The organism is Nonomuraea sp. NPDC047897 (genome assembly GCF_043204415.1).
Lineage (GTDB): Bacteria > Actinomycetota > Actinomycetes > Streptosporangiales > Streptosporangiaceae > Nonomuraea.
In genome coordinates, this window is sequence record NZ_JBIDCC010000006.1 from 355,840 (window position 1) to 369,082 (window position 13,243).

At 73.4% G+C, this 13,243-nt stretch carries 15 protein-coding genes; 4 read left to right on the plus strand and 11 right to left on the minus strand.

The genetic code is table 11. From position 1 onward, the window contains the following. Positions 1-206: 206 nt before the first annotated feature. The 4 genes from ACGF0J_RS16440 to add all read right to left on the minus strand — a co-directional run bounded on the left by ACGF0J_RS16440 (position 207) and on the right by add (position 3,279). On the minus strand, positions 207-710 hold the full coding sequence (locus ACGF0J_RS16440; protein WP_393146431.1) for a hypothetical protein: 504 nt from the start codon (positions 708-710) through the stop codon (positions 207-209). Continuing rightward, on the minus strand, positions 707-1,069 hold the full coding sequence (locus tag ACGF0J_RS16445; protein ID WP_393146433.1) for a PadR family transcriptional regulator: 363 nt from the start codon (positions 1,067-1,069) through the stop codon (positions 707-709). Before ACGF0J_RS16445 ends, ACGF0J_RS16440 begins: the two co-directional genes overlap by 4 nt. Positions 1,070-1,289: 220 nt before the next feature. Further along, positions 1,290-2,216, minus strand: a complete 927-nt coding sequence (locus ACGF0J_RS16450) for an AEC family transporter (protein ID WP_393146435.1) — start codon at positions 2,214-2,216, stop codon at positions 1,290-1,292. A gap of 70 nt (positions 2,217-2,286) precedes the next feature. Next, positions 2,287-3,279, minus strand: a complete 993-nt coding sequence (gene add, locus ACGF0J_RS16455) for an adenosine deaminase (protein WP_393146437.1) — start codon at positions 3,277-3,279, stop codon at positions 2,287-2,289. 83 nt (positions 3,280-3,362) lie between these two features. Between add and ACGF0J_RS16460 the strand changes: the two genes are divergently transcribed. The 3 genes from ACGF0J_RS16460 (at position 3,363) to ACGF0J_RS16470 (ending at position 5,345) form a co-directional block, all read left to right on the plus strand. Continuing rightward, a complete protein-coding gene (locus ACGF0J_RS16460) occupies positions 3,363-4,079 on the plus strand; it encodes an ArsR/SmtB family transcription factor (protein ID WP_393146439.1) in 717 nt (238 codons plus the stop codon). Between the two features lies 1 nt (position 4,080). Beyond that, on the plus strand, positions 4,081-4,812 hold the full coding sequence (locus ACGF0J_RS16465; RefSeq protein WP_393146441.1) for an SRPBCC domain-containing protein: 732 nt from the start codon (positions 4,081-4,083) through the stop codon (positions 4,810-4,812). Positions 4,813-4,964: 152 nt separating this feature from the next. Then, a complete protein-coding gene (locus ACGF0J_RS16470; RefSeq protein ID WP_393146443.1) occupies positions 4,965-5,345 on the plus strand; it encodes a DUF4180 domain-containing protein in 381 nt (126 codons plus the stop codon). On the opposite strand, the gene ACGF0J_RS16475 is transcribed toward ACGF0J_RS16470, so the two are convergent. From ACGF0J_RS16475 to ACGF0J_RS16505, 7 genes are all read right to left on the minus strand, one after another. Next, positions 5,327-6,442, minus strand: a complete 1,116-nt coding sequence (locus ACGF0J_RS16475) for a methyltransferase domain-containing protein (RefSeq protein ID WP_393146445.1) — start codon at positions 6,440-6,442, stop codon at positions 5,327-5,329. The two genes, ACGF0J_RS16470 and ACGF0J_RS16475, sit on opposite strands and share 19 nt — an antisense overlap. A 168-nt stretch (positions 6,443-6,610) precedes the next feature. Further along, positions 6,611-7,393, minus strand: a complete 783-nt coding sequence (locus tag ACGF0J_RS16480; protein WP_393146447.1) for a TetR/AcrR family transcriptional regulator — start codon at positions 7,391-7,393, stop codon at positions 6,611-6,613. 122 nt (positions 7,394-7,515) lie between these two features. Beyond that, the gene (locus ACGF0J_RS16485) at positions 7,516-8,136 is read right to left on the minus strand and encodes a class I SAM-dependent methyltransferase (protein ID WP_393146449.1); all 621 of its coding nucleotides are present in this window, start codon (positions 8,134-8,136) and stop codon (positions 7,516-7,518) included. After that, positions 8,133-8,612 (minus strand): MarR family winged helix-turn-helix transcriptional regulator, encoded by a 480-nt coding sequence (locus ACGF0J_RS16490; RefSeq protein ID WP_393146451.1) that lies wholly within the window; start codon positions 8,610-8,612, stop codon positions 8,133-8,135. Before ACGF0J_RS16490 ends, ACGF0J_RS16485 begins: the two co-directional genes overlap by 4 nt. 16 nt (positions 8,613-8,628) lie before the next feature. After that, complete coding sequence (locus ACGF0J_RS16495; protein WP_393146453.1) at positions 8,629-8,901, minus strand: hypothetical protein; 273 nt, start codon at positions 8,899-8,901, stop codon at positions 8,629-8,631. A gap of 139 nt (positions 8,902-9,040) precedes the next feature. Continuing rightward, positions 9,041-9,700, minus strand: a complete 660-nt coding sequence (locus ACGF0J_RS16500; RefSeq protein ID WP_393146455.1) for a response regulator — start codon at positions 9,698-9,700, stop codon at positions 9,041-9,043. Then, positions 9,697-11,361, minus strand: a complete 1,665-nt coding sequence (locus ACGF0J_RS16505; RefSeq protein ID WP_393146457.1) for a sensor histidine kinase — start codon at positions 11,359-11,361, stop codon at positions 9,697-9,699. Before ACGF0J_RS16505 ends, ACGF0J_RS16500 begins: the two co-directional genes overlap by 4 nt. Positions 11,362-11,526: 165 nt before the next feature. Between ACGF0J_RS16505 and ACGF0J_RS16510 the strand changes: the two genes are divergently transcribed. Beyond that, the gene (locus tag ACGF0J_RS16510; protein ID WP_393146459.1) at positions 11,527-13,077 is read left to right on the plus strand and encodes an FAD-binding oxidoreductase; all 1,551 of its coding nucleotides are present in this window, start codon (positions 11,527-11,529) and stop codon (positions 13,075-13,077) included. Positions 13,078-13,243 lie beyond the last annotated feature (166 nt).

Here is a 13,243-nt window from a genome sequence, read left to right on the forward strand (position 1 = left end):
CCCCGCCCTGACGCCCCGCCCTGACGCCCCGGCATGACCTGGAGCGAGCGCGCCGCTGGTGGATCCAGTGCACGCGGCCCGCGTGCGGGACGCTCGGGGAGCGGTTGGAGCTGTACGACGAGGTGCTGTCCGGGTGGCGCCGCATCGACTACCGGGTGCGTCAGGCGTCGTCCGATGCGCCGCCATGGCCGTCGAGTCGATCTGGGTCAACAGGTAGGGTGCCGGTTCATCCGACCAACACGTTGGACGATGAGGTCCGCTGGAGGCAGTCCGCGAAATTGCACGGTGTCTATATCGCCGGTGTCCAAGCCGTTGCTGATCCAATGGGTATTGATGAGCATGCCATCGCGGCCGTCGTCGCTCTTGGTAAGGAAAACCCTGACATTGGCCGCAGCCGACGGATCGGCCTGGGAACGGTTGAGTTGTTGGCGGATCTGCCAGGAGAGCTGCATCCAGGTCAGCAAGCGGAACCCCCACGTCCCTCCCGCTTGAGCGGCGAACAGCAGGGCCGTGGCGAGCTTGAACAGCTTGCCGGGCCTGCTTTCTATGACGGCTTCGAGTTCTTCTGCACGAATCTCGGCCCGCCTTGGATCGAGATGGCGCATGTGGGCTGACCAGCGGGCAAGCGTCTTGGCGAGCCACGGGGCGATCTCGGTTCCTTCGGCCACCAGCACGCCGATAATGAGGGCGATGATCTCGTTGGCACTCATCGGCCACCGGCCGGCAGCGCACGGAACCGAGCCAGCGACACGAACCCGAACGCCGGCCGCGCCTGCACAGGAGCGGGACGGCGCTCCGCGATGAGCGCGCGAGCTGCGGGGGCCCCTTCGCCGGTCAGGTGGTAGAAGCGGCGCCGGGGACGGCTCGCTTCTGGTTCAAGTTCTTCCCATTCGCCGATGATCCATCCGGCGTCTTCGAGTCGGTCGAGGGCGTTGTAGACGGTGGGTCCGGAGCGCTTCGTCTCCTTCATGATTGCCCATCCGTGGATCTTTTCGCCCTCTCTGTGGGCTCGTAGCAGGACTTCCAGTACGTCCAGGGTCGGCTGGGTGATGCGTTGGAGACCTCCCATGCTCTTATCTTACCTACTCAAAATAAGGGCTGCGCACCTCCCCCGAGCACTGGAGGCGCCATGCCCGCCATCGGCTCCCGGACCTACCGCATGGTCCCGGTACGACCTCGAACCGCACCCCGACAGCCCCCGCCAGGGCGACGTAGACGTGATCGCCGAGCTCAACAGCCACCCGGCGGAGGGCGCCGGGGGCCAGAGACGTGCATCGTCACACTGAGTGTCATCCCAGCGTAGCCACTATCGCGGTCATGATCGGGATGGACAGCACGGTCGTGGCGAGCACCGCGCCGCGCGCCAGCGGCCTGGCCGTGTCGTAGTGCACGGCGTAGACGTAGATGTTCTGCGCCGTGGGCAGCGCCGCGAACAGGGTGGCGGTCATCAGATCCGTGCCGTCGAGCCCGAGGACGTACCGGCCCGCCAGATAGGCCACGGCCGGCTGGACGAGGTTCTTCAGCAGCACGACCAGGACCAGCTCCCGGCGCCGCCCGCGCTCGGCCGCGGGCCGGCTGCCGCTCAGGCTCAGCCCGTACGCCAGCAGCGCCAGCGGCACGGCCGCGCCCCCCACCAGCTCGACCGGCCGCATCAGCATGGCGGGCACCTCGGTCCCGGTCGCGGCGACGGCCAGGCCGAGCAGCGAGGCGACGGTGAGCGGGTTGCGCAGCGGCCGGAGCAGCGCCTCCCGCACCGAGGTCCGGCGGGCGCCCCGGCGACCGCCGTCGAGCAGGAGGAAGGCCGCCGGGGTGATCACCAGGAGCTGCGTCAGCAGGATCGGGGCGACGAGCGCGCCGTCTCCCAGCACGTACACGCCGACGGGGATGCCCAGGTTGCCGGCGTTGATGTACGAGGAGGCGAGCGCCCCGATCGTCACCTCCCCGCGGCTCCGGCGCCAGGCGAACCGCGCCACCGTGACGAACACGAGCTGCGTCACCACCACGCCGGCGAGGTTGGTCAGCAGGACCGGCGAGAAGACCGACCGAAGGTCGGCGGCGGACACGGTGGCGAACAGCAGCGCGGGCATGGCGACGAAGAACGCCAGCCGTGACAGCACCAGCTCGTCCTGGGCGCGCAGCACCCCGGCGCGGCCGACGACGAACCCGAGCACCGCCACCGAGACCAGGGCGACGAACGCCGCGACAACCCCCGACATCGCGCACCATGCTCCCGCATCCCGCCCGGCGGCCCTGACCCGGGGTCCCGGCACCGCCCCGAGGCGGTGGTCACCGTGCGAGGGGCGGGACGGCCGGGTCGGTGGCGAGCCAGGCGTCCACCTCCGCGAGCAGCCGCGCCTTGACCTCCTCCGGCGCGAACGACGCCGTGACCGAGGCGCGGGCCAGCCCGGCCAGGTCCGCGTCGCCGTACCCGAAGACCTCCCGCAGCCGGGCGTACTCCTCGGCCAGCGCCGTCTCGCCGTCGGTGTTGACCGTGACGACCAGTCCGGCGGCCCGCAGCCGGGGCAGCGGATGCTCGCGCAGCGACGGCACCAGCCCGAGCAGGACGTTGGACGTGGGGCAGACCTCCAGCGGGATGCCCCGTTCCCGCACCTCGGCCACCAGCTCGTCGTCGTCGAGCACGCGGATGCCGTGCCCGAGCCGTTCGGCGTGGCCGAGGTCGAGGGCCTCGCGGACGCTGGCCGGCCCGGCCGTCTCGCCCGCGTGGTGCACCAGGCGCAGGCCCGCCTCCCTGGCGGCGTCCAGCACGTCCGCGAACGGGGCCAGTGAATGGCTCTCGTCGCCCGCCAGCCCGATGCCGATCACCTCGTCGTGGCGCAGCGCCAGCTCCAGCGTCCGGCGTAGCCGCTCGGCGGGCCGCCGCCGGGAGTGGTCGAGCAGCACCCGGCAGGTGATCCCGTACGTCGCCGACCCCTCCGCCAGCCCCTCCAGCACCGCCTCCAGCGGCATCTCCGGCGCCCCCACCCGCTCGCCGTGCGCGGCGGCGGTGAACGTCACCTCCGCGTAGCGGGTGCCCTGGGCCGCCTCGTCCTCGCAGAACTCCCGTGCCACCCGCCGGAAGTGCTCCGCGGTGACCAGCCGTTCGCGCACCCGTGCCCGCTGGTCGGCGAACTCCCGGAAGCTGCGGAACGGTCCCTGCGGCTCGGGCGGGCCGCCCAGCTCCCGCACGGTCCGCGGCCGCACCGTGCTCTCCAGGTGGACGTGGAGGTGGGCCTTGGGCAGCAGCGTGATGTCGCGGAGACCGCCGATGTCTTCTCTCACGTGCCCGGACCTTAGGCGGCCCGGTGGCCCCCACGCACCTCGTTTATCTTGACAACTATTTTTTTCGGTGCGATCGTTCGGTCATGCAGGAAGTTACGGTGATCGAGGACCCTGCCGCGGCCGAGGCGTCCCTCGACCCCATGCGGTCGAGGCTCCTGGCGGAGCTGGTGGAGCCCGGCTCGGCCACCACCCTGGCCGCCAAGGTCGGCCTGGCCCGCCAGAAGGTCAACTACCACCTGAGGACCCTGGAGAGGCACGGCCTGGTCGAGCTCGTCGAGGAACGCCGCAAGGGCAACGTCACCGAGCGCGTCATGCGGGCCGCCGCCTCCTCGTTCGTGATCTCCCCGACCGCGCTGGCCGCCGTCCAGCCCGACCCGGCCAGGGCGCCCGACCGGCTGTCGGCGGGCTGGCTGCTCGCGCTCGCCGCCCGGCTCGTCCGCGACGTCGGCGCGCTCGTCACCGGCGCGGTCAGGGAACGCAAGCGGCTGGCGACGTTCGCGATCGACGGGCAGGTGCGGTTCGCTTCGGCGGCCGACCGGGCGGCGTTCGCCGAGGAGCTGGCGGCCTGTGTGACGGCGCTGGTCAGCAAGTACCACGACGAGAGCGCGCCCGGCGGGCGGGACCACCGGCTCGTCGTCGCCGTCCACCCCGCCGTCCCCCCAGTCGCCGACCCTCCCGTCCACTCCACCGCCCACCCAGCCGCCCGCCCAGCCGCCCGCCCAGCCGCCGACCCAGCCGCCGACTCCGCCGTCCAACCTGCCGGGCCGGACGCCGACCGGCGCTCGGGGCTGGAGGGCTGACGTGGGCCGCGCGTTCGAGCTGCCGCAGGAGGCCGCGGTCGGCGTGCCGCCCGAGGAGGTGTGGCAGGCCATCGCCACCGGTCCCGGCATCGACTCCTGGTTCCTGGGACGCACCGAGGTGGCCGACGGCGTGGTCCGCACCGCGTTCGGTGGCGGCGCCATGCCCGACTCGGCCATCACCGTCGCCGAGCCGCCGGGCCGGCTCGCGCACACCAGCGCCGTGGGGGAGGACGGGAGGTTCGTCGCCTACGAGTTCCTCGTCGAGGGCCGTGGCCAGGGCAGTGCGCTGGTGCGCCTGGTGACCAGCGGCTTCCTGCCGGGCGACGACTGGGAGTCCGAGTACGAGGCGATGTCGCAGGGCCTGGCCATGTTCTTCGCGACGCTGGTCGAGTACCTCACCTGGTTCCGCGGCCGCACGGCGACGCCCGTCACCGCCTTCGGGCCGCCGGTCCGCGACTGGCCGCGCGCCTGGCGCGTCCTGTACGGCGAGCTGGGCCTGCCGCCGCACCCCGTCCCCGGTGACCGGGTCGTGATCGCCCCGGCGGGGCTGCCGCCGGTGGACGGCGTCGTCTACTTCGCCAACGCCCAGACGGTCGGCGTCCGCACGCCGGACGCGCTGCTGAGGTTCCTGCGGGGTCTTCCCGGCTTCATGATGGCCGCGCACCACGTCTTCGCCGGCGATCCGGCGGAGGAGGCGTGGGCCGGGTGGCTGCGCCGCCTGTACGCGGACTGACGCCGGGCTTGATCGCGTTCCTGGTGCCGCGTGGGGTCGCGGGCGCGAAGAGGCCGGGCCCGCCGGTCCGCGGGTGTCGCGGACCTATGGTCGACCTCCCGTCAACCTGCCCTATTCTTCCTTTAGGCAGGTAAGATAGGGAAGGAAAGAGAATGATGGCCGCAGTCTATGTCCATGAGCAGGACGGGGAGCCGCTGCGCGGCGCGGACGACGCCCTCGACCTGATCTCCGCCGCCTGGGAGGCGGGAGCGACCTGGGTGGCCGTGCCCGCCCACCGGCTGCACGACGACTTCTTCCGCCTGCGCAGTGGCGTGGCGGGGGAGATGGCGCAGAAGTTCGTGAACTACCGCCTCGGGCTGGCGATCGTCGGTGACGTCAGCCGCCACGCCACCGCCGGCTCGGCCTTCCAGTCGTGGGTGCACGAGTCGAACCGGGGCGCCCACCTCTGGTTCGTCGACGACCTGGCGGAACTGGCGGCACGCCTCGGCCCGGCCGGCGGCGACGTGGGCGGGGCTCAGGGATCGAGCCGGTAGAGGCGGAAGAAGTCGTTGTCCACCGGCAGCACCGAGCAGGCCGAGAAACCGGCCTCCTCCGCATACGCGCGGACCCGGTCGGCGCGCAGCACCGTGCCGGTGGCCGCCGACGGCTGTTCGACGAGCTGGGTCGGCAGGCAGTGCGTGACGCTCCAGCCGTACATCATCCGCTCCACCTCGTCCCCGGGCGCCGTGAACCGGTCCGCCACCCGCTCGTCCACCACCAGCACGGCGCCGCCCTCGGCCAGCGACTCGCGCGCCGCCCGCAGGAACTCCACCGGCCTGGCCAGGTCGTGCAGCGCCTCCAGGACGACCACCAGGTCGTACGGGCCGGTCTCCGGCAGCCGGGCGGCGTCGCCGTGCATCAGCCGCACATGGTCGTCCACACCGGCCCGCTCGGCGTGCACCCGCGCGTCGGCGATCGACGCCGCGTCCGTGTCCACGCCGTCGACGAGCGCGTCCGGGAAGGCGCGGGCCAGCGCGATCGTCGACCAGCCCTGCCCGCACCCGGCGTCGGCGATGCGCGGGTGCGGCGCGTCCCGCAGGCGGGCCACGATGTCAGGCATGGCGGCCAGCCAGCCGGCGGGCAGCTCGTGGGTGAAGGCCGGCCGGTTCATGTGGCCCTGCCCATGGCGGAACGGCGCGCCGTACGTCTCGTAGGGGACGCCCGCGCCGGTCCGGTACGCCTGCGCCACGTCCCCGATCACACCGCCGACGCCGGCCAGCAGATGGGCGAACGGGGCGACATGCGCGGGGTCCTCGGCCTCCAGCAGGGCGCGGGCGTGGGCCGGGTCGAGCCGATAGCGGCGCTCGTCGGCCGGCAGGTCCGGGTCGGTCTCCAGGAACCCCGCGACGGCCTGCTGCTCCAGCCACTCGACGGCGTACCTGGGGGCGATGCCGGCGCGTTCGCTCAGCTCCCCGGCCGTCAGCGGGCCCTGCTCCCGCAGCACCCGGTACAGGCCGAGTTCGCTGCCCAGATAGACGGAGAAGAGTTCGAGCGCGCCGAGCGCGGCCGTGAAGAGGCGGTCGGCGAGCCGGTCGGTGCGGTCGGTGTCGGTGTCGGTGTCGGTGTCGGTGTCGGTGTCGACGGTGTTCATGAAGATCCCCCCAGAGCGGAACAAGGCGCCGCCAGCATCCGCGGCACGCCCGCCCCGCCGCCAGGGAGAAGTACGCACCGAGAAGTACGCGCAACGCCGGCGCCGGGCCTGCCCCCTATCACCTACGCTAGCTGGGAGGTCACCGCCGCGACAGCCCATGACCTGGGCCTATCCGGCGGCTTCGGCTCCGTCCAGGATGAGGCCGAGCCCGGCATGGAAGGTCCGCCTGGCCGCCGGCTCCAGGTAGGGGCCGGGCTCGACGGGGCCGGGCGGCGCCGGTTCGCTCTCCAGCCACACCACCTGCGGGAACCGGTCGGCGAAGTCCGGCGCCACCTCCTTCAGCAGCCCGGCGCGGTCGAGCCACCACTCCCGGTCGCCGACACCCGTCGCCGCCTCGGCCTGTCGTGACTCGGCGATCGTCGCCGCGGAGCCCCGGACGAAGTGGAACAGCGTCCCCACCAGGCTGCGCAGCGGCTCACGGCCGAGCCCGGTGACGCGCAGCAGGCGCAGCAGCGTGTCGAGCATGGTGTACTCGTTCGGCCCCAGCACCGGCCGGACCTGTGACACCTGGAGCATCCACGGGTGGCGCAGGTACAGCTCGCACAGGTCCCGTGCCCAGGCGCTGACCGCCGCCCGCCAGCCCGCCTCCAGGTCGTAGCGGGTGGGCAGCTCGGCGAACGCCTGGTCGTACATGAGGTCCAGCAGCTCGCCCTTGCCCGGCACGTACGTGTAGAGCGCCATCGCCGTCCGGCCGAGCCGCTCGCCAACGGCCCGCATGGACAGCGCCGCCATGCCCTGCGTGTCGGCCACGGCGATGGCCGCGTCCACGATCATGTCGAGGGTCAGCGCCGGCTTCGGCCCCGGCCGCCCGTCCGGCGCGGTCCCGGCGCGCCAGAGCAGCGCCATCGAACGGGCCGCGTCCCCCTGGCCGGCGAAGACCGCCACGTCCACCCCCTCGTCTCCGTACGGCGTAAGGATATAGGGCGGGCCCACCACCCGATCACATCCTCCTCCGGGCGCGAGCCGGGCCTGCCCCGGACGGCGCCGGACGAGCGAGCTTCACCCCCGTGGAGTCAACGCGGTTTACGGGCCTGGACGCGCTCGATCGCGCCCATGGTCAGGCGTTCGGCCTGCTCGACGACGGCACCGAGCCCGCGCAGGATGGTGAGGGGGCGGCGGGTGTAGTGCTCGCCCTGCAGGGGGACGCTGACCAGCTCGACGGCGTGCTGGAGCGCGCGCAGCGGCCAGAAGGACGCCGCGACGTGGTCGGCCAGCAGCAGGCGTCCCCCGGGCCGCAGCACGCGGAGCGCCTCGGCGAGCGCGGCGCGTTCGTCGGGCACGCAGCACAGGGCGAACGTGCTGACGACGGTGTCGAACGTCGCGGCGGGGAAGGGCAGCGCGGTCGCGTCGGCCTGGTCGAGCGTGACAGCGCGGTGGACGCGGTCCGCCTGCCGGCGGGCGGCGCGGACCATGGCGGGGCTCCAGTCGATGCCTGTCAGGCCGACCTCGCCGGGGTAGTAGGGGAGGTTGGCGCCGGTGCCGACGGCGATCTCCAGCGTGGCGCCGCGGGCCCGGCCGCAGACCCAGCGGCGGCTGTCGGCCAGGAACCGGCGTTCGACCCCGGCCGATCTGCTGTCGTAGGTGGCCGCCTGCCGGTCCCAGTAGCCGACGAGGTCCTCGGGTGACCGGTTCACGGGGCCGGGACCTTCGGCGCGTGGCCGCCGTGCGGCGCGGCGGCGTCCAGGATCTGCGCCAGCGCGGACCTGACGTCCTGGAGGCGGTCGGGTCCGACGGCCGCGCTCCACCGGGCCTCCATGTCGGCGAAGTAGGCGGCGCTGATCCGGGCGGCGCGGGCGCCCCGGTCGGCGTAGACGACGACGCGGCCCCGGCCGTCGGCCGGGTCGGGGACGCGCCGCACGTAGCCGCGCTGTTCCAGGTAGCCGACGAGCTCGCTCATCGCCTGGGGGGTCATCCCGGCCCGGCGGGCCAGCGTGGTGGGCCGGGTGCCGTCGCAGTCCATCAACCGGAACACGTTCAGGCAGTGGGTGGGTCGCAGATCCTCGTGCCCGGCCTCGGCGAGGTGGTGACAGAGCCCGTCGAGGACCAGATTGAACGCCTGGCCGATGAGCTGCGGCAGGAACGGCGCCGCATCTCCCTGTGCTTCGGACACCTTATTACCTAACCTTCTAAGGCTCCCTGAAGACTAGCCGGCGCAGCAGGTAGGTGTCCATGATCCAGCCCTTACGGGCCCGCGCCTCGGCCCGGAGCCGGACGATGCGCTCACCCACCTCCCGCACCGGCCCCTCGACCAGGATCTCGTCCTCGGTCCCGAGATAGGCGCCCCAGTAGATGTGGAAGTCGTCCAACCCGGAGAAGGCGCACCGGGCGTCGAGCATGATGACCATGTCGTCCGCCGTCGGCCCCTCCTCGGCCAGGCGGCGGCCTGTCGTGAGATGCACGGGCCGGGCGACGCTGGTCAGGGTGGTGCGGCCTCGGCGTAGGCGGTCGCGCAAGCCGCCATTGCCAGGCGGTCTTGTTGATCTCCTTGACCTGGAACGACGCCGCGACCGGCGTGGGCCGGTGGCGTGGCGTGGCGGGTCAGCGGCCGCGAGGGGTGACCAGGCCGGTCTCGTAGGCGAGGACGACCAGTTGGGCGCGGTCGCGGGCGTGCAGCTTGGTCATGGCACGGCTGACGTGAGTCTTGGCGGTGGTAGGGCTGATCACCATGTGGGCGGCGATCTCGTTGTTGGACAGGCCCCGGGCCACGAGTGCCGTCACCTCGCGCTCGCGGTTGGTGAGGGATTCCAGCCCCGAGGGGTGCGGTTCGGGCCTGCGGGCGACGTACTCGGAGATGAGGCGGCGCGTGATCGTCGGGGACAGCAGGGCGTCGCCCCGGGCCGCCACACGGACGCCCTGGATCAGGTCGGCCGGCTCGGTGTCCTTCACCATGAACCCACCCGCGCCGGCCCGCAGGGCGTGGAAGACGTATTCGTCCAGCCCGTAGTTGGTGAGAATCACGACGTGGACGTCGCTCAGCCGCTGGTCGGAGGCGATCCGCCGGGTCGCCTCGATGCCGTCCATCACCGGCATCTGCACATCCACGAGAGCCACGTCTGGCTGGTGCTCCAGCGCCAGGGCGACCGCCTTCGCGCCGTCAGCGGCCTCTGCGACGACCTCGATGTCCTCCTCGGCGCTCAGCAGGGCGCGGAAGCCGGCGCGGATCAGGGACTGGTCGTCGGCGAGCAGGACCCGGATCACGCGGTCTCCTCGAAGGAGGCCTTGGGCGCGGACGACCCCTTCCCTGTGCGCCCGGTGACGTGCGGGGCGGGGACCATCCGGTCGGTGATGTCACGCCCGGTGTCGTGGTGATCGGGGGATTCTCGGTCGGTGTCGTGGTGATCGAGGACCTCTCGGTCGGCGACGTGGTGATCGAGGATCTCTCGGTCGGTAGCGTGCTGATCGGGGGTGCTGGGTCGAGGGACGAGGGGAATCGGAGCGGGTTGTGCGGGGCCGGGGCGGCTCGGGGGCTGGGCGGCTGAGGGGAGGGGGAGATCGGCGCGTACGGTGAAGCCGCCGCCGGGGCGGGGAGCCGCCTCCAGACGGCCGCCGAGCGCGGACACCCGTTCGCGCATGCCCAACAGCCCGACGCCGGGCACCGGCTGGGTGCCGGGGGAGGCGCGGCCGTCGTCGTCCACCTGCACGAGCAGGCCGTCGTCGCAGTAGGCCACCCGCACAGACGCGGACGCGGGTCCGGCGTGCCGGGCCACGTTGGTGAGCGCCTCCTGGACGATGCGGTAGGCGGTGCGGTCCACCTCCGCCGGCAGGGGACGGCGGTCGCCGTCGATGGTGACGGTCGCGGGCAGGCCGGCGTCGCGGGCCCGCTTCACCAGGTCGTCAAGGAGGTTCAGCCCGCTGCCCGGTGGATCGTCGGCGTCCTGGCGCAGCACCTCAAGGGTCGCCCGTAGCTCGCGCATCGCCTCACCGCTCGCCTCCTGGATGGCCAGGAGCGCCTGCGGGACCTCCTCACCGCGCTTGCGCGCCAGGTGGACGGCCACTCCCGCCTGCACCTTGATGATGGAGATGCTGTGGGTGAGCGAGTCGTGCAACTCCCTGGCGATGCGCAGCCGCTCCTCCCCGGCGCGGCGCAATGCGGTCTCCTCACGGGTGCGCTCGGCGTCCGCGGCCCGCTGCTCGACCTGCTGCAGATAGGCGCGCCAGTTGCGGGCGGCGATGCCCGCGACCGCAGCCGCCATGAACCAGCCGAGCAGCAGAACGGTGCCCTCGACCACCGGCTGCGTGGCCCGGCCGGAGGCGGTGGCCAGGTCGGTGGCCAGGTCGGTGGCCAGCCCACCGCCGAGGAACGCGACCGCCGCCGTCGCAGCAGCCGTCCGATGGCCAGTCGCCACGGCGGCGAACACGGCGATCATCACCGGGAACGCCCCCACGGGGCCCGGGTCGGCGCGCACCGAGTAGAGCAGCATGCAGCCTGTCGCGACGGCCAGCGCCACGAGCGGGGCTCGCCGGCAGACGCCCAGCGCCAGCGACCCCGCCAGCACGAGCACATGGTCGAAGGGGCGTGTGGCGGGCGACGCCAGCGCCCCCGCCTCCAGCAGCGCGGCGATCGCCAGGACAGGCATCGCGTTGCGGATGCTCAGCGTCCGCCCCGGCTCGGCAGCCATGTGGCCGGTCGGGATCCGCGCCCGCCCCGTCTCCGCCGTGGCTTGGCTGGTCTGGGTGCGGGCCTGCTTCGTCTCGGCTGTGGCTTGGCTGGTCTGGGTGCGGGCCTGCTTCGTCTCGGCTGGAGGCTGTCCGATCGGGGGTCTCGCGCGTGTGAGGGCGGGCCCGGGTCCGGCCGGTGGCCGCAGCGGGGCGGCGGGGCCGGCGGGCGGGGCAGTGCCGGGGGAACGCTCAGAACTCACGCCTGCACACTAAGCCGTCGCGCGGTTGATGGCGTCAGACCACGGGCTGATCCTGGAGGTACTCCCGCCGCAGTAGTCGTCCCGCGCGTACCCCGGGGCGCATAGCCGCAGGTGTATCCGACCGCAGGACGACCCCGGACAGCCGCGGCGGACACGATCGGACCTATGAATCCGACCACGACCCCCGCCACGACCCCGACCACGGCCCCGACCCCGACCACGACCCCCGCCACGGCCCCGACCCCCGCCAGCACCTCCGCGACGACCTCCGCGACGACCTTCGCCACGACCTCCGCCACGGCTCGCAGCGCGGCCGACCGGGCGGTCGGCTCCGGGGCCCGCACGACAGGGCACGCCGTCGGCCGTGGGCTGCGTGACGTGTTCGACGGGACCGTTCACCTGCCGGGCGACGACGGGTACGACACCGCGAGGCTCGCCTGGAACCGCGCCATCGACCCCCGCCCCGTCGCCGTCGCCGAGGCGGAGCACGCCCGCGACGTACGCGCGGCCGTCGCCGCCGCGCGCGAGCACGGGCTGTCCCTCACGGTCCAGTCCACCGGACACGGCACCCACCTGCCCGCCGACGGCGGCCTGCTGCTCAGGACGGGCCGGCTGGCCGGTGTCCGCGTCGACCCGGAACGCCGCACCGCCCGCGTCGGCGCCGGCGTCCTCTGGTCCGACGTGCTCGCCGCATGCGCCCCCTACGGCCTCGCCTCCGTCTCCGGGACGCCCGCGATCGGTGTCGCCGGGTACACGCTCGGTGGTGGCACCGGCTGGCTGTCCCGCCTGTACGGCTACGCGGCGGACAACCTGCTGAGCGCCCGCCTCGTCACCGCCGGCGGCGAGACGGTCACCGCGAGCGCGGACGAGCACCCCGACCTGTTCTGGGCGCTGCGCGGCGGGGGCGGCAACTTCGGGGTCGTGACGGAGCTGGAGTTCCGGTTGTACCCGGTGGCCGAGGTGTACGCGGGGATGTCGGTGCACCCCGTCGAACGAGCGGCGGACACGCTCGCCCGCTACCGGGAGTGGGCCCTGACCGAACCCGACGAGCTGAACACCTCCGTCATCCTCCTGCGCGCGCCTGACCCGGCAGGCGGCCCGGGCGGATGGGCGCTGGGGGTGCGGGCCTTCTACGCGGGCGGGGCCGACAGCGCGCGCCGTCACCTGGAGCCGCTGCTGGAGGCAGCGGGTCCGGCCGTGACAGGCGGGTTCGGCGCGATGACGTTCGCCGAGGCGGTCCCGGCGTTCGGCGGTCCGCCACCCGCGCCCATGGTCGTCGAGCAGCACCTCGACCTGCTGCGCCAGGTGCCGGACGACGTGATCGAGGCGGTCATGACGGCCGTGGAGGCCTCCGGACCGGGGGAGGGGTCACGGCTGATGGCGATCGAGTTGCGGCACTGGGGCGGAGCGATGGCGCGGCCCGCACCGGACGCCGGCCCGGTCGGCCACCGCGACGTGCCCTTCTCGATGATCGCGACAGCCGTGCCCACCGACACACCGTCCGGGCGCGACCGGGCAGCGGGCGCGGGTGTGCGGGAGGTGGCGGCGGCGTTGCGCCCGCACGCCACCGGCGGCTCGTTCCTGAACTTCCTGACGAATCCGGCGCGCACCCGCGACGCCTACACCCTCGCCGACCACGCCCGCCTGTCGCGGGTGAAGCAGGTGTGGGACCCGGAGAACGTGTTCGGCCGCGTGCACAACATCCCGCCGGTCTGAGCGCCGGCCTGAGCGCCGGCCTGAGCGCCGGCCTGAGCACGGACCTGAGCGCCGGCCTGCGCGCGGTGCCGCGCGTGCCGCTCCTCCACCGAGGTCGGCCGCAAGGCCGCCGGACCACGGGACGGCGTTCCGCACGCCGAGGCCGCGTGCGGAACGCGCAGGCCAG

What these genes read in the sequence shown, in the direction of transcription:
- ACGF0J_RS16445 (WP_393146433.1), bottom strand. Translation starts at nt 1,069, where the DNA reads ATGGGAGGTCTCCAACGCATCACCCAGCCGACCCTGGACGTACTGGAA.
- ACGF0J_RS16475 (WP_393146445.1), bottom strand. Translation starts at nt 6,442, where the DNA reads ATGAACACCGTCGACACCGACACCGACACCGACACCGACACCGACACC.
- ACGF0J_RS16470 (WP_393146443.1), top strand. Translation starts at nt 4,965, where the DNA reads ATGATGGCCGCAGTCTATGTCCATGAGCAGGACGGGGAGCCGCTGCGC.
- ACGF0J_RS16460 (WP_393146439.1), top strand. Translation starts at nt 3,363, where the DNA reads ATGCAGGAAGTTACGGTGATCGAGGACCCTGCCGCGGCCGAGGCGTCC.
- ACGF0J_RS16510 (WP_393146459.1), top strand. Translation starts at nt 11,527, where the DNA reads ATGAATCCGACCACGACCCCCGCCACGACCCCGACCACGGCCCCGACC.
- ACGF0J_RS16450 (WP_393146435.1), bottom strand. Translation starts at nt 2,216, where the DNA reads ATGTCGGGGGTTGTCGCGGCGTTCGTCGCCCTGGTCTCGGTGGCGGTG.
- ACGF0J_RS16440 (WP_393146431.1), bottom strand. Translation starts at nt 710, where the DNA reads ATGAGTGCCAACGAGATCATCGCCCTCATTATCGGCGTGCTGGTGGCC.